This window comes from Pantoea anthophila, assembly GCF_026104315.1.
GTDB classification, from domain to species: Bacteria; Pseudomonadota; Gammaproteobacteria; order Enterobacterales; family Enterobacteriaceae; genus Pantoea; species Pantoea anthophila.
Genome location: NZ_CP110473.1, coordinates 2,859,894 through 2,880,551, shown reverse-complemented (window position 1 = coordinate 2,880,551; position 20,658 = coordinate 2,859,894). Strand labels below are relative to the sequence as shown.

Here is a 20,658-nt window from a genome sequence, read left to right as displayed (position 1 = left end):
TGTCTTCTGCCTGACTGAAGTATCTGGTTAGCAATGGTTACAGTTGTTACAGAGTGACATGGTAGAGTTAACGCGAATAATTATTATTCCTTTAAAGGACAGGATGAACATGAAGATCGGGATGGCTGCTGCCACCACACTTTTGCTGTCGACCGCCTGCGCGGCCACCACTTATCCGGTCACCGTGACCGATATGGATGGACAGAAAATTACGCTGCAGAAAGAGCCTCAGCATGTGATTCTGCAGGATGGCCGCGACGTCATGACGCTGGCACTGCTGGATCGACAGAATCCGTTTCAGCGGGTTGTAGCCTGGAACAATCTGCCGAAAAAGCAGGACACCCAGACCTGGGATCTGCTGAAGCAGCGCTGGCCTCAGGCGACCTCAATTGTGGATATGGGCTTTAACGATCAGGGCCAGGTCAACCTGGAGAGCGTGCTGGCGAAGCAGCCCGATCTGATGATTGCGCAGCTGCGTGCTAAACCCGCGCTGACACAATCAGGCGTGCTGGCCACCCTGAAAAATCTGCACATCCCGGTACTGTTCCTCGATGATGAGCTGCATCCGAAAGAGAACACCCTGAAGAGCGTGAGCGTACTCGGCACGGTGCTGAACCGTGAAGCTGAAGCAAAAGACTACGCCGATTTTTATCAGCAGCGCTGGCAGGCGCTTCAGGAGAAGATCGCCCAGGTTCCGCACAAGCCGACGGTTTTTGTCGAGCCGATTGCCGGTAACAGCGACAACTGCTGCTTTACCCACGGACACAACGGCTGGGGCGCGCTGGTGGAGGCGGTCGGCGGCAAAAATATTGGCTCTGCACTGCTGCCCGGTAGTTCCGGCTTTGTTTCACTGGAGAAGATCATCGCCATGAAGCCGGATGTCTACATCATGACCGGCTCAAAGCGGCCGAACAGCAATGTGCTGCCGTTTGGTTATGGCGCGAATCAGACCGAGATGACCGCGACCTTTAAGCGCTTACTGAGCCGCACGGGGCTGGCACAGATCGCCCCGGTCAGAGAGCAGCGCGTCTATGGCGTTTACCATCACTTCTACAATCATCCCTACAACATTATCGGGATGGAAATTCTGGCGAAAGATCTCTATCCGCAACAGTTCCGTGACCTCGACCCCACGGCGGATTACCACCACATCGTGACGCACTTTACGGGATTACCTGACGCGCCCGTTATCCTCAGTACGCCATAACCGTCCCCTGTCAGGGTGCGGTTCCGTACCCTGACACACGTTTTCGCTGGCAGCGGCGATCGGCGTTTTGTCTGATGCGCCGATCAGCCAGCGGGCAGGGCGGTCTCTAGTGTTAAGAAAGTGATAATTACGCGTAATGGTCTGTAAATTGGCGGTTTTTAAGAATTATACAGATGTTGCCATACAGGATTATTGCCATGATGCCGATCAACGGTGCCTGACAGCCGTTATTTTCGGAGGCAGTACCATGAAAAAAACAACATTAACGCTTATCGCTTCACTTTTGACATGCAGCACGCTCTTTTCTCAGACCACGCTGGCAGACGATCGCGGCGATCCGCATCGCCCGCCGGTGCCGCATCAGAATGATGGCCCTGGCCCGGATGCGTGGGGGCCCGGCCCGCATCCGGATCGTGACCGCGACGACCGCCATCGTCATGAGGAGCGGGAACGCCATGAGATTGAACATGCGCGTCATGATGACGAACGCTTCCGTCACGACAGAGGGCGATATGAGCCGCGCGACGCATTCGCCTGGCAGGGACATGAGTTTCGCCGTGGCCATGCGATCCCGCGAGCCTATTGTGACGACCGTTACCGCGTTGACGACTGGGATGCGCGCGGACTGCCTGAACCTCCGCAGGGGGAACACTGGGCAGACATCAACGGCAACTATGTGCTGATTGCGGCGGCAACCGGCATTATCACCTCACTGCTGCTGAACAACGCACTGAATTGATCCCACGGGATGGCGGCGGCCATCCCGCTTTCTTTCCGTTTTGCGCCGCCAGCGTCTATCCTGAGACTCCACACTGACATTCTCCCTGTGTAAGGAGTCATGATGACGACGGTTAAGATGGTTGCGGTTGATATGGATGGCACTTTTCTGGACGACAACAAGCAGTACAATCGATCCCGGTTTCTCGCCTGCTACCAGCAACTCACCGCCCGCGACATCAAATTTGTCGTGGCCAGCGGTAATCAGTACTACCAGCTCAAATCCTTCTTTCCGGAGGTCGCCAGCGATATCGCCTTTGTGGCGGAAAACGGCGCATGGATTATCGACCGTGATGAGGAGCTGTTCTGCGGCGCCTTTGATCGCCGCGATGTCGAAGCGGTCATCAACACCCTGCAAAACGGCAACTATCCCGGCCTGCGTTATCTGCTGTGTGGACGCGAAAGTGCGTACTACTTTGACGGCATGGAAGAGAGCTGGCTGAAAAAGATGCGTCACTACTGTCATCGCCTGAAGCCGATTCAGCATCTGGATGAGGTGCAGCATGATCGGTTGTTCAAGTTCGCACTGAATCTCTCTGACGACGCTATCGAGCCGCTGATGGCGGATATCGAGCGGCTGCATCATGGTCGTGTGGCCGCAACCTCAAGCGGACACGGCTCCGTTGACCTGATTGTGCCGGGCAATCATAAAGCGCATGGCCTGGATCTGCTCGCCACGCGCTGGGGCATCACACACGACCAGGTGCTGGCGTTTGGTGATGGCGGCAACGATCTGGAGATGCTTAAGCAGTCTGGTTTCAGTTTTGCCATGGCCAACGCGCCACAGCGGGTGAAGCAGGCAGCACGCTATGCTGCCCCTGCTAATAACGAAGAGGGCGTGCTGCAGGTGATTGAGCAGATGCTGGCCGGTGAGGGGCCATTCGGAAACCTGCCCGCGTAACGGGCAGATGCTGTTTTCGGAAGGGCAGGGGCGGGTCATCTGGCCCGCCTCTCTTCACGCCGTGATGCGCCAGGCCTGGGCGATCATCGTCTCCATCTGTTCGCGGCTGTAATTCACCAGCGAATTTTTGCTGTTGGCGCGCGCCAGAATCCACTTCACCTCTTCGCCCGTCAGCGTGGGCCCCTCCTGCCAGAACGGCACAATCGCCTGCTGCTGCAGCCACGTTTTGAGGAACTGCGCGGGTGAGTCGGTGGCTTCACTGAAAAGCTGCCCATGTAACGCTGACATCAGTGTCTGCTGCAGCGGATGATCGCTGTCGGCCAGCAGCTCCAGGAAGGGGAACAATAGCCGCCCGCACACTTCGCCGTGGTGAAACGGTTTTATTGCGCCAAGTTCGCCTGCAATACCGTGGATGACCCCCAGACCGGCGCTGCTCAGCGCAACTCCCCCCAGCCACGATGCCATCATCATCGACTCTCTTGCCGCATCGCCCGCACTCTCTTCACTGTTCAGCGCCGGCCAGGCCTGGATAAACTGACGCAGGCCGGTCACGGCCAGTTGTTGAGTGAAAAGATTACCTTTCGCGGAGAGGTAGGCTTCAAACAGGTGGGTAAAGGCATCGATCCCGCAGGTCGCCAGCACGTGGTCAGGTGCCCCCTTCAGCAGATCGGGATCGAGAATAGCCACTTCCGGGACAAAAACCGGGTGGCGCAGTGAGGCTTTGATCTGAATATCGCGTTGGTCGGTCACCACCGCATTCTGCGTCACTTCACTGCCGGTCCCGGCCGTCGTCGGAATGGCAATCAGCGGTAACGTGACTGGCTGAACCGTGCTGTCGCCCACCTTTTCCAGATAGCGGGCTGTCGGCAACGGATGTTGCATCATCGCGCTGAACGCTTTAGCCGCATCCAGCACGCTGCCCCCGCCGATGGCCACCACCCGATCCACATGACCCCGCCAGCGTGCCACCCAGCCATCAATCTCAGCAGGAGAGGCTTCATGGCTGACAATTTCATAGCCGATAATCTGCGCGTTCAGGTCAGCTTTAATCCGCTCATACGCCGTGCCCTGCAGAAAGGATTGCCCGCAAAACAGCAGGGTAGGCTGCGATCGGGCGGCCAGCAGCGGCACCAGTTTATCGAGGCTGCCGCGGCCAAAGAGGGTTCGTTGATTACTGTAAAGCTCACTCAGGTTCACACTCACCAGCGCATCCTTTTTACATTTCACTAAAATCTGAGTGTAACGAAAAGCGCGCCGCCGGCACTGGCAAACTTTCTGATAACGTCCCGGTAAAAAGTTGATCATCTTCGCAAAACAGAAATTCACCCCGGCGGGGTGGTGCTTTACTGCGGATGTTACCCTTAACATGTTATCGGTAACAGCGTTTGTCCGGATGTATAAAATTCTTACAGGCGCACTGTTTTGCAGCCCTCAGGGGACCATGATAACAACCGACACTGGATTCCATTCAGTGCGCAAGGTGGAGAAAACCTATGCCATTACTCTATGTGGCGATCGGCGTCGCGTTACTGCTGCTGCTGATGATTCGCTTTAAGCTTAATGGATTTATCGCGCTGATCCTGGTGGCGCTGGCTGTCGGCGTGATGCAGGGCATGCCGGTTAATAAAGTGATTACGTCTATCAAAGCGGGTGTCGGCGGCACGCTCGGCAGCCTCGCGCTGATCATGGGCTTTGGTGCCATGCTGGGTAAACTGCTGGCCGACTGCGGCGGTGCGCAGCGTATCGCGACCACGCTGATCGAAAAATTTGGCACAAAGCACATTCAGTGGGCGCTGGTGCTGACCGGTTTTATCGTCGGATTTGCGCTGTTCTATGAAGTTGGCTTTGTACTGATGCTGCCGCTGGTGTTCAGCGTGGCGGCGTCGGCGCGCGTGCCGCTGCTCTATGTCGGCGTGCCGATGGCGGCTGCACTGTCCGTTACGCATGGCTTTCTGCCACCGCATCCCGGCCCGACCGCCATCGCCACGCTGTTCAATGCTGACATGGGCAAAACGCTGCTGTTTGGCACCCTGCTGGGTATTCCTACGGTGATTCTGGCGGGTCCGGTTTACGCCCGCTTCCTGAAGGGCATCGACAAACCGATTCCGCAGGGACTCTATAACCCGAAAACGTTCACCGAAGCAGAAATGCCCAGCTTTGGGGTCAGCGTCTGGACGGCCCTGGTGCCGGTGGTGCTGATGGCCCTGCGTGCGGTGGCAGAGATGCTGTTGCCAAAAGGGCATGTGCTGCTGCCGTATGCCGAGTTCTTTGGCGACCCGGTCATGGCCACCCTGATTGCCGTACTGATTGCCATCTTCACGTTTGGCCTCAACCGCGGCCGCTCAATGGAACAGGTAATGGATACTCTGACCGACTCGATCAAAATCATCGCTATGATGTTACTGATCATCGGTGGCGGCGGGGCCTTTAAGCAGGTACTGGTCGACAGCGGGGTGGATAAATATATCGCCAGCATGATGCACTCGACTCAGCTGTCACCCATCTTTATGGCCTGGTCTATTGCGGCGGTGCTGCGTATCGCGCTGGGTTCGGCAACGGTGGCGGCGATTACCGCAGGTGGCATTGTGGCCCCGCTGATTGTCACCAGTGGTGCCAGCCCGGAACTGATGGTAATCGCCGTAGGGTCCGGCAGCGTCATCTTCTCTCACGTTAACGACCCTGGCTTCTGGCTGTTCAAGGAGTATTTCAACCTGACGATAGGTGAGACCATTCGCTCCTGGTCGGCGCTGGAAACCATTATCTCCGTGTGCGGCCTGGTGGGCTGTCTGCTGCTCTCCTGGGTAATCTGATCCCCTGCCGCTGGCACCGCCTGCCAGCGGCCCTCTGCTGGCTCTCTGAAGAGGATGGTGCTCATAAAGAGGGCCGCGCTATGCGGCCCATGGGTGATAACAGTTAACGCTGCCCGCTTAATGAGGCGCTTCAAAACCGGCTTTCACCATCTGTTCCCGAAGCGCACGCGCAATTTCGCGGTTGCCGCCAGTGACGGGATAGATGACATTATTCACCACATCATCAAGGTAGTGCTCTTCAAACTCCTGCATCGTGAGCTGAGTGCCGCCCTCATCGTTGATGGCGAAAGAACCTTTGATGTGGTTACCGCTGTTTTTAGCCTTAAGGCTGTAGCGGCCCATACTGGTATTAATCGTGCTCATACGATCTCCTCACAACTCATGTCAATCTCCTCACTATTGAGATTGAGATCTGCCTTGCCGCCTGAATTTTAGCCAGGAGTCGTCTGTAAAACGAAGAAAGAGGGCGGGTAAAAGATGGGGTTGCGATCGCACTCTCAGAATGCAAATAAAAGCAAAAGTTGATGAACCTGGAACCGGTTAACGACTTAGTGAAGCGGCAGAGCCTGGTTTTCTGACTATACTGCTTACAGGAAACCTGTTTAACCAGCGAGGGAAAAGGAAATGAAAATTATTCTGTGGATTATCGCGATCATTTTTATCGTGGGCTTACTGACCCTGACAGGGGTGTTCAAACTGATTTTCTGATTTCTGTTAAAGATTCTGCGACAGCGGGCACCTAATCAGGTGCCCGAAACGTTTTCTGGCTGGCCAACAGACACTGTGTAATCGGGTCCATTGGCGTATTCGGCAGTAGATCCCGCGAGCCCAGCTGTTTTCGACAGCATGCGCAACAGGCACCATGAAAGGTGCGCTGGCCCTCTTTGTAATCAGCAAAAACGAACCGGGCGCTTCCACACTGACTACAGCGTATTTTCATCACCATCCTGCGTATGACCTCCTTTGGACTGACACTGTGCTGATCGCGTTCCCTGACCGGTTAAGCAGACTTAATCTATTGCTATGCAATATTATTCCGGACTGCGATGAGAAAAGTAGTGTCTTATGAGCATGAATGTTTGCTGCCAAATGCGAATCCGGCCTGTAAAAACCACTTCATTGATCATGATCAAAGATTGTCATCTATTGGCTAAAACGCCCGCAGATGGCCTGTCCTGGCGCGGATAAACGGCACGGCAGGCTCAATTTTGTCGGAAAGAAAGGCGAACTGGCGGTGAACTAATCGCAATTTTTTTGCAATAAGTGATTTTTTATCCTGTTATAGCTTTCAGCCGCCTGAAAATTGCACCAGCGTCAGACGCCTGGCTGACCCGGCAGAGAAAAAAAAGGGCGTTTTTACGCGCCATTTCGTCAAAGAGAACAGGAACGGGTCTCAATAAGATTTTTCTTTTTCAGCCACAGCGCCTGTTAAGTTGAAATTCAAAAAAGGCATGACTTTCCAGCGTGTTAGCGCGAAGAAGAGGAAAGGCGTTCGCTAGCTGCTGAAACCGATTTCGCAAGTCGGAAAGCAGGAAAGTGTGATGGATGCACAGAAAGTCGATATTTATCACTTTTTCATCAAATCGTGCTGGACAAATCCCTCCGCAATTGCTGTACTAGATGCCGACACAGTTTAGTGTCCATTTTTCATGTAAAGGTAATATAGATGTCTAAGATCAAAGGTAACGTTAAGTGGTTTAATGAATCTAAAGGATTCGGTTTCATTACTCCTGAAGATGGCAGCAAAGATGTATTCGTACACTTCTCTGCAATCCAGAGCAACGGCTTCAAAACTCTGGCTGAAGGTCAGCGCGTTGAGTTTGAAATCACCGACGGTGCTAAAGGCCCATCTGCTGCTAACGTTATCAGCCTGTAAGTTAACAGTCAGAATTCTAAAAACCCGCCTGATGGCGGGTTTTTTTATGCCTGTCATCTGCGCGTCACCTTCTCCTGTCTATCCTGCGCTGCTGGCTCGTCTGCCGCACAAACTGCGCGACGCTTCACAATAAATCCTCGTAACATATTTATAACAAGCTGAAGTGCCGCTTTTTTGCGGGCAACGCGTTATAACAGAGTGACAGATCCCGGTGGGTGAGGAGGCAGGATGAATATACGGCAGGCAGAGTTAAAAGACAGTTTTGCGCTGAGTGCGTTGCTCAGCGAATTAGGCTACGGCGGCACCGAAGGTTTTATTGAGCAGCGCCTGGCGCAGTTATGCAGCGATCCCAGTGAAGCACTCTTAGTAGCGGAACAGGATAACCAGGTGCTGGGGTTCCTTTCCCTCCATTTCATTCCACAGCTGGCGCTGGCCGGTGACTTTGCCCGCATCAGCTACTTCTGCATTGCCGAAGGCGAGCGCAGCAAAGGGATGGGGCAGCAGCTGCTTCAGCATGCTGAGGCGCTGGCGGCGCGTCGTGGCTGCGATCGCATGGAGGTGCATTGCCACCAGTCGCGCCTGAAAGCGAATCTCTTCTACGGCCGTGAAGGCTTTGCCGAATCACCCCGTTATCATATCAAATCCCTGGCGAGTTAATTTTCAGCCGGCGGGTGAGCCTCCCGCAGGAGACCGTCCGGTGGTCAGTGCTTTCTGCTCTCTCCGTGGCAGACAGGCAGCAGAAACGGTTGCCCTGCGCACGTCCTTCAGGAGCCCGCCTGAGCTGACAGGCTCTCTCCGGCAGACTTTTCCGGTGCGTTCAGGTTAGGATGCTCCCTCAGCCCGACCGCAGACGCGGCGTTGATCAATGAGGGCAGTGAACAGGGACAGCCTGTGCGAATCCCTCTGACAGGGTTACCGGAAGGCTGTTGACGGCGACAGCAGGAGAAGAACAATGATGAGAGTGGCTCTGGGGCAGTTTGCTGTTGGTCGTGAATGGCAGGAAAACGCCGCTGTCTGTCTGGATCTGATGCAGCGGGCGGCGGAAGGGGGAGCCGATCTGCTGGTCCTGCCGGAAGGCGTGCTGGCGCGGGACATTACCGATCCCGATATCGTGCTGAAAGCGGCGCAGCCGCTGGATGGCCCTTTCCTGAGCCAGCTGCTGGCAGCCAGCAAAGAGCGAGCCCTGACGACGATCCTCTGTCTGCATGTTCCCGACGGCGCGCAGAAAGCGCTTAACGTGCTGGTTGCCTTCCGACAGGGTGAGATCATCGCCGTCTATGAAAAACTGCATCTCTATGATGCTTTCACGATGCAGGAGTCGCAGCGGGTCAATCCCGGCCAGGTCATTCCTCCGCTGATTGAGGTGGCCGGTATGAAGATGGGCTTAATGACCTGCTATGACGTGCGGTTTCCGGAGATGGCGCGGCGGCTGGCGCTGGACGGTGCCGATGTCCTGGTGCTGCCTGCCGCCTGGGTGAAAGGCCCGCTGAAAGAGATGCACTGGGAACTGCTGACCCGCGCCCGTGCGCTGGAAAACACCTGCTATATGGTGGCGGCGGGCGAATGTGGTCCGCGCAATATCGGCAATAGTCTGGTGGTGGACCCGTTGGGGGTCGCGGTAGCAAACGCGGCGGAAGCACCCGCACTGCTGTTTGCCGACCTCGATCCCGAACGTCTTGCCTATGCCCGTCAGGTTCTGCCGGTGCTGGAGAACCGGCGTTTTGCCCGGCCTGAACTCGACGGAGAGTGAAACAAACAGAGCCTGAGGCGGATACGCTGACGGGAGAGGTGTCAGATCTTACTCTGTTACAGATTCTGCTTGTGGTGACAGGCAATCTGCGCGTAAATAACAGTCACCGTTATTCGATAAAGTTGAAAGGTTAAATATGGAAGGTATCAGTATTGCCAAGCTGCTGATTATCGGTGCGCTTATCGTACTGCTTTTTGGTACCAACAAGTTGCGCTCGCTGGGTGGCGATCTGGGCTCCGCAATCAAGGGCTTCAAGAAAGCCATGAAAGATGAAGATACCAGTGCAACCCGAAATACGGCTGAAGACGTGCCTGCAGAACGCGTCGTTCATAAAGATTAATCGGTTATTTGCAGCAAATAACTGTTACTTTTTATTTCAGGCACACATAAAAAAACCAGACTGTCAGCAGTCTGGTTTTTTGTTTTTACGCAGCAGCAAAGCGGGAATTACTTCACTTCCATCCCTTTCGCCTGCATATCGGCATGATAGGAAGAGCGGACAAACGGACCACATGCCGCATGCGTGAAGCCCATTGCCATCGCTTCTTCTTTCATCTCATCAAATTCGGCCGGGCTGACGTAACGCTGAACCGGCAGATGATGACGGCTCGGCTGCAGATACTGACCCAGCGTCAGCATGGTGACGCCGTGGCGACGCAGATCGCGCATCACTTCAATGATTTCGGCATTCGTTTCGCCCAGACCCACCATCAGACCTGATTTGGTCGGGACATCCGGGTGCGCTTCTTTGAAACGCTCCAGCAGCTTCAGCGACCACTCGTAGTTAGCGCCTGGACGAACCTGACGATAGACGCGCGGTACGTTTTCCAGGTTGTGGTTGAACACATCCGGTGGCGTCGCGGTGAGGATCTCCAGCGCGCGATCCATACGGCCGCGGAAGTCCGGCACCAGCGTCTCAATTTTGATCGTCGGATTTTTTTCGCGAATCGCGCTGATGCAGTCGGCAAAATGCTGAGCGCCACCGTCACGCAAATCGTCACGGTCAACCGAGGTGATCACGACGTAACGCAGTCCCATGTCGGCGATGGTCTGCGCCAGCTTCGCGGGCTCACCGGCATCAGGCGCGTTGGGACGCCCATGGGCCACATCGCAGAACGGACAGCGGCGGGTACAGATTGCGCCCAGGATCATAAAGGTGGCGGTGCCGTGGTTAAAGCATTCGGCGAGGTTAGGGCAGGAGGCCTCTTCACAGACCGAGTGCAGTCCATTTTTACGCATCGCCGCTTTGATGCCCTGAATACGACTGGAGTCAGCTGGCAGCTTGATTTTCATCCATTCCGGCTTACGCAACATCTCCTGCCGTTCAACAGCCACGGTTTTCACCGGGATCAGCGCCATTTTGTCTGCGTCACGATATTTGACGCCGCGTTCCATCTGAATTGGTTTACTCATAAATCAGCAGGTTCCGGTCGGATTGCGATTTGAAAGCGTTCCCATTCAAACCGGGAAGGGTGCTTTCAACTTTATTTGAAAAAAGTGCAAAAATTATATCATCTCAGCGCCCGGGAAGCAGCCACCGTCAGCGCGGAAAAGTTACATATTTGTAAATTCGCATTCAGCGCTAAGGCTGAACCGGCAGATCATCCGTGGTCCACTCAACATGGTCGTAACCGGCCAGCCGCGCAAACGCGCTGACCAGCGGCGAACGAACCTGTTCTGTCGTAACGCCCGGCCGGAAATGACTTAACTGGGTCATGCTCATGCCGGCGTAGCCGCAGGGGTTAATCCGCAGAAAGGGGGAGAGATCCATCGCCACATTCAGCGCAAGACCGTGAAACGAGCAGCCTTTGCGGATGCGTAATCCCAGTGAGCAGATCTTTTCATCACCCACGTAGACGCCAGGGGCATCGGCACGCGCGCGGGCGCTGACGCCAGATTCCGCCAGGGTGGCAATCACCGTCTCTTCCAGAATCGTAACCAGCTGGCGGACGCCAAGCTTACGGCGTTTGACATCGATCAGGACATACATCACCTGCTGTCCCGGACCGTGATAGGTCACCTGGCCACCGCGGTCGCTCTGCACCACCGGAATCTCTCCCGGCATCAGCAGATGTTCCGCTTTTCCTGCCTGGCCCTGGGTAAAGACCGGCGGATGTTCAACCAGCCAGATTTCGTCGCGACTCTGTTCATCGCGCTGGTCGGTGTAGTGGTGCATGGCATCGGAGACAGATTGCCAGTCGCGCAGACCGGACTGACGGACGAGAAGGGTTTCAACTGACAAAACGAGAATCCGCTAAAGAAGAATCGCTGGATAATGTCGGCAAACCGTCAGGCACAGGCGCCTTGCCGACCCGTAAATTACAGCACCATCCGGACAATTTCGATCTTGCCCAGCTCTTCGTACAGGCGCTCGACCTGTTCGATGTGGGTTGCGTTGATGGTGATGTTAACCGAGTGATAGTTGCCTTTGCTGCTCGGCTTAACTTCAGGACTGTAGTCGCCGGGCGCATGACGTTGCACCACTTCAACCACTTGATCAACCAGCTCCGGTTGCGCCAGACCCATTACTTTGTAGGTAAACGGGGTAGGAAATTCGAGCAGCTCATTCAGTTTGGTTTTCATATTGACTCCGGTGCATAAAAAACAGGCTCCCGCCTGAGCGGGAGCATCATAATATCGTGTAATGGGGGCGGAAGGGTGATTTTTCAATCACCCGTCACGCTTAACCGAACCAGTGATGGAACATCAGCTTGATGTAATCAACGATACGGCCAAAGAAACCGCCTTCGGAAATTTCATTCAGTACCACCAGCGGACGCTGTTCGATGGTTTTGCCATCCAGCTGGAAGTTGATGCTGCCGACGACCTGGTTTTTCTTCAGCGGGGCATGCAGTTCTGTGTTGTTCAGCACATAGCTTGCCTTCAGATCTTTCATACGGCCACGTGGAATGGTCAGGTAGGCATCTTTTTCCACACCCAGCTGCACGCGGTCATTATCGCCGAACCAGACCGGCTCAGAGGCGAACTCTTTACCTGCTTTCAGCGGCGCGACGGTTTCAAAGAAACGGAAGCCCCAGGTCAGCAGTTTCTTGCTCTCCGTTTCACGGCCTTTAAAGGTGTGCCCGCCCATCACGGCAGAAATCAGGCGCATCTGGCCTTCTGTCGCTGATGCCACCAGGTTAAAACCTGCCGAATTGGTGTGACCGGTTTTGATCCCATCCACATTCAGGTTGGTATCCCACAGCAGACCGTTACGGTTCATCTGACGGATATTGTTGAAGGTGAACTCTTTCTCTTTATAGATGGCGTACTCTTCCGGCACATCGCGGATCAGCGCCTGACCGATCAGCGCCATGTCGCGCGCGGAGCTGTACTGACCTTCAGCGTCCAGACCATGCACCGTGCCGAAGTGGGTATTCTGCAGGCCAAGTGCTTTGACGTAGTTGTTCATCAGATTAACGAACGCGTCCTGGCTGCCGGCAACATAGTCAGCCATCGCTACACAGGCGTCGTTACCGGACTGCAGCACAATCCCACGGGTCAGCTGAGAAACCGGTACGCGGTCGCCTGGCTTCAGGAACATCAGCGAGGAGCCTTTAAACACCGGGTTACCGGTGGCCCAGGCATCCTGACCGATGGTGACCATATCGTCCTGATGAATTTTACCGGCTTTCACGGCCTGACCGATGACGTAGCTGGTCATCATCTTGGTCAGACTGGCAGGATCGCGGCGTGCATCGGCATTTTTCTCCGCCAGCACTTTGCCCGAGTTGTAGTCGATAAGGACATACGCTTCGGCATCAATGTCCGGTACGCCCGGAATCATGGTCTTGAGATTGACGTCATCAGCGATAGCAGCATGGCTGAGGGAGAAAGCGATCAGTGATCCCACTGTCAGGCGTTTCAGCAAACGAGAGGATTTCAGCGTGTTCATGTGTAGGACTACAACATCCGTGAGTTTGAGGTTTAAAAAAGTCACTTATCATACCCAATGCCAGGGGCGCTGGCATGGGGTGAAATGATTGGGTTGTTAGCAGACGTAACGTGCAGCGGTCTGACAAACGGATCAGCGACGCGTATTAGTAATAAATGAAGCGGTCTGGCCTTCACTGCTCAGGCGCTGTTGCAGCGCGGCGGCTTCGGCGCGGGTAGCGTACCCGCCAAGCTGCACGCGATAAACATTGTTGCCTGCGTCTTCCACTTTCCCGGGCACACCATAACGCTGGCTCAGGCTTTTCATCATCTGCTGTGCACGCGCCGGATCGTTCAGCGCGCCGACCTGCACGACATAGCCCGCTGCGGTTCCCCGGCTGGCCGCAGGCGCGGCGCTGGCGGCGGCGGGAGCAGCAACCGCTGCCGGTGCGGCGCTGGCGGCAGCGGGCGGTTCACTGCCTTCCAGCACGCCGCTCGCTAAAGGCTGGGGCGCGCCAAGAAAGCCGCTGCTCTGCACCGGTGCACCCATGCTGTCACTGCTCTGCAGCGTGCTGTTACTGATAGCGTCCACATTCTGCGCTGGCGGCTGAGCAGCCGCTGCGCTGCCGCCATTCATGACTGCGCCACCACTCAGGTCCGGACGGGCGGGCAGGGCGTAACTCTGTTTCGCCACGACGGTGCCGATGGTGCCAGGGCCGGAGAGTGAGCCGTCAGGCGCGACCTTGATAAAGTCGACCCGCACCCGCGAATTGTTCGAGATATTCAGGCGGTCACCGGCGGCGCGTGAGAGATCGATAATACGACCCGGCGTATAAGGACCGCGATCGTTCACCCGCACCACAATCTGACGACCGTTGGCGATATTGGTGACGCGCACATAGCTCGGCAGCGGCAGGGTAGGGTGGGCCGCTGTCAGCGCATCGGGATCGTAGGTTTCACCGATGGCGGTGCGGTTGCCCTGCGCTTCTTCACCGTACCAGGTGGCCAGACCGACTTCACTGAAGTTGGAGGGATCTTTAACGATGCGATAATTTTTGCCGTTGACGCTGTAATCCTGGCTGGTGCCCGGATTAACCGGCTCATAACGTGGCTCAACGCCCGGAATCTCTACCACCGGTCCATTGTATGCCGGTTGCGGCGGCGCCGTATTTTGGGGTTCCGGCGTGGTACAGGCCGCCAGAACCAGTGATGCCAGTGCAACGCCAAGCCATTCCTTACGCATCTGCAGCCTCTTAGACACTTTTAGATAACATTTTTCGGTGAGTGTGGATCGACATCACAATGCCAAATCCCGCCATAAGCACGATTAGCGCGGAGCCGCCATAACTGACCAGCGGCAGCGGTACGCCAACTACCGGTAAGATACCACTAACCATGCCAATGTTAACGAAAACATAAACGAATAAAATCAGCATTAAACCGCCCGCCATGACCCGGCCAAAGGTGGTCTGCGCCCGCGCGGCCACCACCAGTCCGCGCATGATCAGCAGCAGATAAAGGGTCAGCAGCAGCAGCACGCCCACCAGCCCTAACTCTTCGGCCAGAACCGCAAAGATAAAGTCGGTGTGACGTTCCGGCAAAAACTCCAGCTGAGACTGGGTGCCCTGCAGCCAGCCTTTGCCGCGCAGTCCCCCCGAGCCAATGGCGATTTTCGACTGAATGATGTGATAGCCGGCACCCAGCGGATCCGTTTCCGGGTCGAGTAGCATCATGACGCGATCGCGCTGATAGTCGTGCATCAGGAAAAACCACAGGATCGGGATAAAGGCGGCCACCAGCAGCACCGCCACGCCAATCAGTTTCCAGCTCATCCCTGACAGGAACAGCACAAACAAACCCGAGGCGGCAATCAGGATGGAGGTACCGAGGTCGGGCTGCGCGGCCACCAGCAGGGTAGGCACGAAGATCAGCACCAGCGCAATACCGGTATTTTTCAGCGTCGGCGGGCAGACGTCACGGTTAATAAAGCGTGCGACCATCAGCGGCACCGCGATCTTGGCAATCTCCGAGGGCTGAAAACGGACAAAGCCGAGATCGAGCCAGCGCTGTGCGCCTTTACTGATCTGACCGAAGGCATCTACCGCCACCAGCAGGATCACGCAGACAATATAGAGGTAAGGTGCCCAGCCTTCATAGACACGCGGTGGAACCTGCGCCAGCACAATCATGATCACCAGACCCATCGCGATCTGACCCAGTTTACGCTCCATCATGCCCGGGTCCTGACCACTGGCACTCCAGATCACCACGGCGCTGTAGGTCAGCAGGCCGAGGATGATCAGCATAAACAGCGGATCGATGTGGATGCGCATCCAGATTGATCGTTTCTGCGGACTATCTTGCATCGACATGTTTATTCACCTTCATAACCGGGCGGCACCGGGGCGGCGTCCGGCAGGACTGTATTGTTATCACCTAACATGATGTGATCCAGAATCTGGCGCATGACGGTGCCGACAGCCGGACCGGCGCCACCGTTTTCCAGAATAATGGTCACGGCAACCCGAGGTTTGTCATAGGGAGCAAACGCGGTCATTAACTTATGGTCGCGTAATCGTTCAGCAATTCTGTGGGCGTTATAGGTTTCATTTTCTTTCAGGCCAAAGACCTGTGCCGTACCGGACTTGGCGGCGATTTTGTAGGGCGCATCCGCAAAGCTCTTGTGCGCGGTGCCGTTAGGGCGGTTTGCCACGCCATACATGCCATCTTTGGCGATTTCCCAGTAGCCGGAATGGATATCGCCAATTGGCGCGGCAGGCGGCTGGCGATAGGGCACCAGCGTCCGGCCTTCACGGGTAGCGCGCAGGATATGCGGCACACGGATGATGCCATCGTTAATCAGAATCATCATCGCTTTGTTCATCTGCAGCGGCGTGGCCGTCCAGTAGCCCTGGCCGATGCCCACCGGAATGGTGTCACCCTGATACCACGGCTTTTTGAAGCGTCTCATCTTCCAGTCACGGGTCGGCATATTGCCGGCGCTCTCCTGCGGCAGGTCGATACCGGTCCGGCTGCCGTAGCCAAACTTGTTCATCCATTCAGAGAGGCGGTCAATACCCATGTCATAGGCGACCTGATAGAAGAAGGTATCGGCAGACTCTTCCAGCGCTTTGGTGACGTTGAGACGACCATGGCCCCATTTCTTCCAGTCACGGAAACGCTTTTCGGAACCGGGAAGCTGCCACCAGCCAGGATCGAAAACACTGGTGTTGCGGTTAATCACCCCGGCACTCATGGCGGAGACGGCGACATAGGGTTTGACCGTAGAGGCGGGAGGGTAGGCAGCCTGGATCGCGCGGTTATAGAGCGGGCGGTTTTCATCTTCCAGCAGGCCGCGGTAATCCTTACTGGAAATCCCGTCGACAAATAAGTTGGCGTCGTAGCTGGGGGTGGAAACCATGGCGAGGATTTCGCCGGTGCGCGGATCGCTGACGACCACCGCGGCGCGACTGCCCGCCAGCAGGGTTTCAATATATTGCTGCAGTTTGAGATCGATCGTCAGATAGATATCACGGCCCGCCTGAGGCGACTCCTCATGCAGCTGACGAATGACCCGGCCACGGTTGTTGACCTCAACCTCCTCAAAGCCGGTTTTGCCGTGCAGGAGATCTTCATAATAGGCTTCGATGCCCAGCTTACCGATATCGTGGGTCGCGGCGTAATTTGGCCAGATCCCCTCTTTATCGAGGCGGGCCACATCACGATCGTTGATTTTGGAGACGTAGCCGACCACATGCGTCAGCGTGGAACCGTATGGGTAGTAGCGGCGCTGATAGCCTTTCACTTCCACGCCGGGGAAGCGGTACTGATTGACCGCAAAGCGGGCGACCTGCACCTCATTCAGTGCGGTTTTCACCGGAATGGAGGTAAAACGACGCGAGCGTTTACGCTCTTTCTGGAAGTTTTCCAGATCTTCATCCGTCAGCTCCAGGATCGGGCGCAGATTCTCCAGCGTCTGTTGCAGGTTATCGACTTTTTCCGGCACCAGTTCAGCCTGATAGATGGTGCGGTTCAGCGCCAGCGGCGTGCCGGTACGATCGTAGATAATGCCGCGGCTGGGCGCGACAGGCACCAGTTTTATGCGGTTCTGGTTGGAGCGGGTACTGTAATCATCAAAGCGAAGGATCTGCAGATGGTAAAGGTTCACCACCAGGATTGAAGAGAGCAGCAAAATACCGACGAAGGCGAAAAACGCCCGACGGACAAAGAGTTTCTGTTCGGCGCTGTAATCGCGAAAGGCGTTGCTTTGTAATTTCATCCGCTACTTGTCATGTCTGCTGTGGGCTGATCGGTCATTCACGATGATAAGGATGATTTGCCGTAATGCTCCAGGCTCGATACAGACTTTCCGCAACCAGCACGCGCACCAGCGGATGGGGCAACGTCAATGCTGACAGGGACCAGCTCTGCTCTGCCGCCGCTTTGCAGGCGGGGGCCAGGCCTTCAGGCCCGCCAATCAGCAGGCTGACATCGCGGCCATCCAGTTTCCAGCGTTCAAGCTGCTGCGCCAGCTGCGGGGTTTCCCACGGATGACCGGGAATATCCAGCGTAACGATGCGATTTCCTTTGCCGACCGCCGCTAACATCGCTTCACCCTCTTTTTCAAGAATGCGTTTGATATCAGCATTTTTGCCGCGTTTCCCCGCGGTGACTTCGGTCAGCTCAAGTGGCATATCCTTCGGGAAGCGGCGCAGATACTCCATGAAACCGGTCTGCACCCAGTCGGGCATTTTCGTGCCGACGGCAACAAGTTGCAGTTTCACCGATTAGCCCCAGAGTTTTTCCAGCTCATACAGCTGGCGACTCTCTTCCTGCATCACGTGCACGATGACATCACCGAGATCAACCACGATCCAGTCCGCCGCGCTTTTACCTTCAATGCCTAAAGGCATCAGGCCAGCTAAACGGGACTCCTGCTCAACGTGCTCTGCGATCGAGGTCACATGACGCGTAGAGGTGCCGGTGCAGATGATCATGAAATCGGTAATGCTGGATTTGCCCTGAACGTCGATGGTCACGATGTCCTGACCTTTGAGATCATCAATCTTATCAATAACGAACTCTTGGAGTGCTTTACCTTGCAAAAGGTTCCCCTCTGAATCTGATGGTATCGGGCCGGCTGCGAGCCCGGAAAGTGCAGCCAGAAAATTAAGCGGCGCAGTATAGCATGCCCGGATCAGTCGCGATATAAGCCTTCGCGGTCGATATAGTCGATCACCGCCGGGGGCAACAGGTCGTCGCAGGGCAGGTTCTGATGGCGGCGGCGGCGGATTTCGGTTGCCGAAATGTTATACAGCGGCGTGTCTGCCAGCCAGATATGGCCCGCAGGCTGCTGGTGCAGCTGCCGGATATCGCCGGCGAGGTGTTCATTGAGCCACTGCTGCATCTCTGGCGCCTCAAAGCGCGTGGCATAGCCCGGCCGCTGGCACACCAGCAGATGACAGAGTGACAGCAGATCCTGCCAGCGATGCCAGCTGGCTAAGCTCAGTAAGGAGTCCTGACCAATGATAAATCCCAGCGGCTGGGCGGCACCGCGTTCGGCGCGCCAGGCCTCCAGGGTCGTCACGGTCCAGGAGGGCGTATCGCGCGCCAGCTCACGGGTATCAATATCAAACAGCGGCAAACCGGCGATGGCACAGCGCAGCATGTCGACCCGCTGGGCCGCACTGGCTTCCGGCTGCGGACGATGGGGAGGGACATTATTGGGCAGCAGCGTCACGCGCTGCAGACCGGTCTGCTGCGCCAGCGCTTCGACCGGGCGCAGATGGCCGAAATGAATCGGATCGAACGTGCCGCCAAACAGCGCCTGCAACTCAGACATGCGCAAAACTCGTCGGAAAAGCCCGGCTGCTGAGCAGCAGCGTCAGCGTCTGCAACTGAGGCCACACCGGCTGTCCATAATCCTGCTTCAGCGTCACCTCAATCTGACTCAGCAGATGGATCGCGCGTTGCAGACGGGCAGCGTCGAGTCGCTGCAGCGCTTCGGTGAACAGCGCGCGGCGATTCTGCCAGATCCGCTGCTGATCCATCAGCGTGCGCAACGGCTGCTGTGCCTGATGACGTTGCAGATGCAGCAGTGTCAGCATATCGCGCTGCAGCGTACGCAGCAGAATCACCACCTCGCTCTCCTCTTTCTCCAGCTGATGGAGGATATGCAGGGCGCGGCGGCTTTTGCCTGCCAGTAACGCATCCACCCAGTGGAAAGGGGTGAAGTGCGCTGCATCGCTGACTGCCTCTTCCACCCGCGGCAGTGTCAGTTTGCCGTCAGGCCACTGCAGTGAGAGCCGCTCCAGCGCCTGAGCAAGCGCCAGCAGATTGCCTTCGTAGCAGTAACAGAGCAGCTGCACGGCGGCGTCATCCACCGACAGCTTCAGCGCTCTGGCCCGATTTACCACCCAGCGGGGCAGTTGCGCCTGCTCTGGCGTCTGGCAGGGCACCATGACCGCAGAGGCGGACAGCGCTTTAAACCAGGCGCTGTTTTCCTGCGCACGGGTCAGCTTTGCCATCCGGCAGACCAGCAGGATATCGGCGTGCAGCAACTGCGACAGCTTAACCAGCTGCTCGGCCATTGCGGCGTTAGGGCCATTGTCGGGGAATTGCAGCGTGAGGGTCTGACGCTGGGCAAACAGACTCAGTGACTGGCAGCTGACAAACAGGCTTTCCCAGTCGGTCTGCGCATCCAGCGTAAAACTGAAATGTTCCTGGAATCCCTGCGCGGTTGCGGCGGCGCGAATGGCGTCGGCACTCTCCTGCAACAGCAGCGGTTCGTTTCCGGTTAATAAATAACAGGCGCGCAGCCCCTCACGGAGCTGCGCGCTGAGTTGCTCAGGATAAATCCTGATCATTGCAGACTGGTGGCAGAGGAAGTGGGCGCTTCCTTTGAAACCTGGCCCGGTACCGGAATCACGGACGCCGGTAAGGTCTCTTTGTTGTTGATCTGTGCGGCATGCACGGTCAGCAGCTTACGTATCAGCTGTTCGGCCGCACGCTGACGCATCTCCTGCGTAATCAGATCCTGCTCGGCATCTTTTGCCAGCGCCGCGTTCGGGTTATCGAAGAATGAACGATAGACCGTGGTGCTGATAGGATAGATGCCTTTGCCCGGCAACAGGACCTGCGCCGTTAGCGTCATGACCAGCTGATACTCAGCAGAGGTGCCGCTGATAAAGACCGAGGCGGTGTTACGCCCCGACACCTCAGGACCCAGACGCAGCGTCGGAATATCGGTGCGGTTCTGTTTAGTGTCTTCAACAATAGTGACATCGTTGATACGCAGCTGCTGACGCACAGTACGCGCAAGGGGTCCATAAGGATCGCCGGTTGAAACAATCAGGGTTTTCAGTTCGCTGGGCACCTGTGTGGTGCCACGCGGATGAAAACCACAGCCAGCGGTAATGACCACCGCCAGCATGACAAACAGCCTGATAATCGGATGTCGCACAG

23 protein-coding genes are annotated in these 20,658 nt (G+C 56.2%); 9 read left to right on the top strand and 14 right to left on the bottom strand.

The window, feature by feature from the left end; genetic code table 11:
• Positions 1-109: 109 nt before the first annotated feature.
• The 3 genes from OJ965_RS15975 to OJ965_RS15965 all read left to right on the top strand — a co-directional run bounded on the left by OJ965_RS15975 (position 110) and on the right by OJ965_RS15965 (position 2,885).
• Complete coding sequence (locus tag OJ965_RS15975; protein WP_265139283.1) at positions 110-1,207, top strand: ABC transporter substrate-binding protein; 1,098 nt, start codon at positions 110-112, stop codon at positions 1,205-1,207.
• Positions 1,208-1,454: 247 nt separating this feature from the next.
• Positions 1,455-1,946, top strand: a complete 492-nt coding sequence (locus tag OJ965_RS15970; protein WP_046101405.1) for an RcnB family protein — start codon at positions 1,455-1,457, stop codon at positions 1,944-1,946.
• A 102-nt stretch (positions 1,947-2,048) separates the two neighbouring features.
• Positions 2,049-2,885 (top strand): Cof-type HAD-IIB family hydrolase, encoded by an 837-nt coding sequence (locus tag OJ965_RS15965; RefSeq protein WP_058956322.1) that lies wholly within the window; start codon positions 2,049-2,051, stop codon positions 2,883-2,885.
• Positions 2,886-2,939: 54 nt separating this feature from the next.
• Here the strand turns inward: OJ965_RS15965 and OJ965_RS15960 are convergent, their stop codons facing one another.
• Positions 2,940-4,088: an iron-containing alcohol dehydrogenase gene (locus OJ965_RS15960; RefSeq protein WP_265137034.1), complete on the bottom strand. Its 1,149-nt coding sequence runs from the start codon at positions 4,086-4,088 to the stop codon at positions 2,940-2,942.
• Positions 4,089-4,378: 290 nt separating this feature from the next.
• Between OJ965_RS15960 and gntT the strand changes: the two genes are divergently transcribed.
• A complete protein-coding gene (gene gntT, locus OJ965_RS15955; protein WP_009091528.1) occupies positions 4,379-5,695 on the top strand; it encodes a gluconate transporter in 1,317 nt (438 codons plus the stop codon).
• A gap of 117 nt (positions 5,696-5,812) precedes the next feature.
• On the opposite strand, the gene OJ965_RS15950 is transcribed toward gntT, so the two are convergent.
• A complete protein-coding gene (locus tag OJ965_RS15950) occupies positions 5,813-6,058 on the bottom strand; it encodes a hypothetical protein (RefSeq protein WP_009091526.1) in 246 nt (81 codons plus the stop codon).
• Between the two features lie 261 nt (positions 6,059-6,319).
• Between OJ965_RS15950 and OJ965_RS21370 the strand changes: the two genes are divergently transcribed.
• From OJ965_RS21370 to tatE, 5 genes are all read left to right on the top strand, one after another.
• Positions 6,320-6,403: a small membrane protein YohP gene (locus OJ965_RS21370; RefSeq protein WP_019105993.1), complete on the top strand. Its 84-nt coding sequence runs from the start codon at positions 6,320-6,322 to the stop codon at positions 6,401-6,403.
• Positions 6,404-7,361: 958 nt separating this feature from the next.
• Complete coding sequence (gene cspE / locus OJ965_RS15945; protein WP_006118399.1) at positions 7,362-7,571, top strand: transcription antiterminator/RNA stability regulator CspE; 210 nt, start codon at positions 7,362-7,364, stop codon at positions 7,569-7,571.
• A 228-nt stretch (positions 7,572-7,799) separates the two neighbouring features.
• Positions 7,800-8,228, top strand: a complete 429-nt coding sequence (locus OJ965_RS15940; protein WP_009091522.1) for a GNAT family N-acetyltransferase — start codon at positions 7,800-7,802, stop codon at positions 8,226-8,228.
• Between the two features lie 298 nt (positions 8,229-8,526).
• The gene (locus tag OJ965_RS15935) at positions 8,527-9,321 is read left to right on the top strand and encodes a deaminated glutathione amidase (protein ID WP_265139282.1); all 795 of its coding nucleotides are present in this window, start codon (positions 8,527-8,529) and stop codon (positions 9,319-9,321) included.
• A 136-nt stretch (positions 9,322-9,457) separates the two neighbouring features.
• Positions 9,458-9,661, top strand: a complete 204-nt coding sequence (gene tatE, locus OJ965_RS15930) for a twin-arginine translocase subunit TatE (RefSeq protein ID WP_009091518.1) — start codon at positions 9,458-9,460, stop codon at positions 9,659-9,661.
• Positions 9,662-9,768: 107 nt separating this feature from the next.
• Here tatE and lipA read toward each other — a convergent pair whose 3' ends face one another.
• From lipA to lptE, 12 genes are all read right to left on the bottom strand, one after another.
• The gene (lipA, locus tag OJ965_RS15925) at positions 9,769-10,734 is read right to left on the bottom strand and encodes a lipoyl synthase (RefSeq protein ID WP_009091517.1); all 966 of its coding nucleotides are present in this window, start codon (positions 10,732-10,734) and stop codon (positions 9,769-9,771) included.
• A gap of 169 nt (positions 10,735-10,903) precedes the next feature.
• The gene (lipB, locus tag OJ965_RS15920; RefSeq protein WP_058956321.1) at positions 10,904-11,563 is read right to left on the bottom strand and encodes a lipoyl(octanoyl) transferase LipB; all 660 of its coding nucleotides are present in this window, start codon (positions 11,561-11,563) and stop codon (positions 10,904-10,906) included.
• Between the two features lie 77 nt (positions 11,564-11,640).
• The gene (ybeD, locus tag OJ965_RS15915) at positions 11,641-11,904 is read right to left on the bottom strand and encodes a DUF493 family protein YbeD (RefSeq protein ID WP_009091513.1); all 264 of its coding nucleotides are present in this window, start codon (positions 11,902-11,904) and stop codon (positions 11,641-11,643) included.
• A gap of 100 nt (positions 11,905-12,004) precedes the next feature.
• Positions 12,005-13,216 (bottom strand): D-alanyl-D-alanine carboxypeptidase DacA, encoded by a 1,212-nt coding sequence (gene dacA, locus OJ965_RS15910; protein WP_009091510.1) that lies wholly within the window; start codon positions 13,214-13,216, stop codon positions 12,005-12,007.
• A gap of 132 nt (positions 13,217-13,348) precedes the next feature.
• Positions 13,349-14,437, bottom strand: a complete 1,089-nt coding sequence (gene rlpA / locus OJ965_RS15905; RefSeq protein WP_140028216.1) for an endolytic peptidoglycan transglycosylase RlpA — start codon at positions 14,435-14,437, stop codon at positions 13,349-13,351.
• 10 nt (positions 14,438-14,447) lie between these two features.
• Positions 14,448-15,560, bottom strand: coding sequence for a peptidoglycan glycosyltransferase MrdB (gene mrdB, locus OJ965_RS15900; RefSeq protein WP_033736585.1), 1,113 nt, complete (start codon positions 15,558-15,560; stop codon positions 14,448-14,450).
• 8 nt (positions 15,561-15,568) lie between these two features.
• Positions 15,569-17,473: a peptidoglycan DD-transpeptidase MrdA gene (mrdA, locus tag OJ965_RS15895; RefSeq protein WP_009091503.1), complete on the bottom strand. Its 1,905-nt coding sequence runs from the start codon at positions 17,471-17,473 to the stop codon at positions 15,569-15,571.
• Positions 17,474-17,507: 34 nt separating this feature from the next.
• Positions 17,508-17,978, bottom strand: coding sequence for a 23S rRNA (pseudouridine(1915)-N(3))-methyltransferase RlmH (rlmH, locus tag OJ965_RS15890; RefSeq protein ID WP_009091501.1), 471 nt, complete (start codon positions 17,976-17,978; stop codon positions 17,508-17,510).
• Positions 17,979-17,981: 3 nt separating this feature from the next.
• The gene (gene rsfS / locus OJ965_RS15885) at positions 17,982-18,299 is read right to left on the bottom strand and encodes a ribosome silencing factor (RefSeq protein ID WP_009091499.1); all 318 of its coding nucleotides are present in this window, start codon (positions 18,297-18,299) and stop codon (positions 17,982-17,984) included.
• Between the two features lie 92 nt (positions 18,300-18,391).
• Positions 18,392-19,036 carry a nicotinate-nucleotide adenylyltransferase gene (nadD, locus tag OJ965_RS15880; RefSeq protein WP_009091497.1) on the bottom strand — a complete coding sequence of 215 codons (645 nt, stop codon included), beginning with the start codon at positions 19,034-19,036 and terminating at the stop codon, positions 18,392-18,394.
• Positions 19,029-20,060 carry a DNA polymerase III subunit delta gene (gene holA / locus OJ965_RS15875; protein WP_009091495.1) on the bottom strand — a complete coding sequence of 344 codons (1,032 nt, stop codon included), beginning with the start codon at positions 20,058-20,060 and terminating at the stop codon, positions 19,029-19,031. Before holA ends, nadD begins: the two co-directional genes overlap by 8 nt.
• Entirely contained in the window at positions 20,057-20,656 is a 600-nt protein-coding gene (lptE, locus tag OJ965_RS15870) for an LPS assembly lipoprotein LptE (RefSeq protein ID WP_009091493.1), read from the bottom strand. The genes holA and lptE overlap by 4 nt, the downstream gene beginning before the upstream one ends.
• Positions 20,657-20,658: the final 2 nt, after the last annotated feature.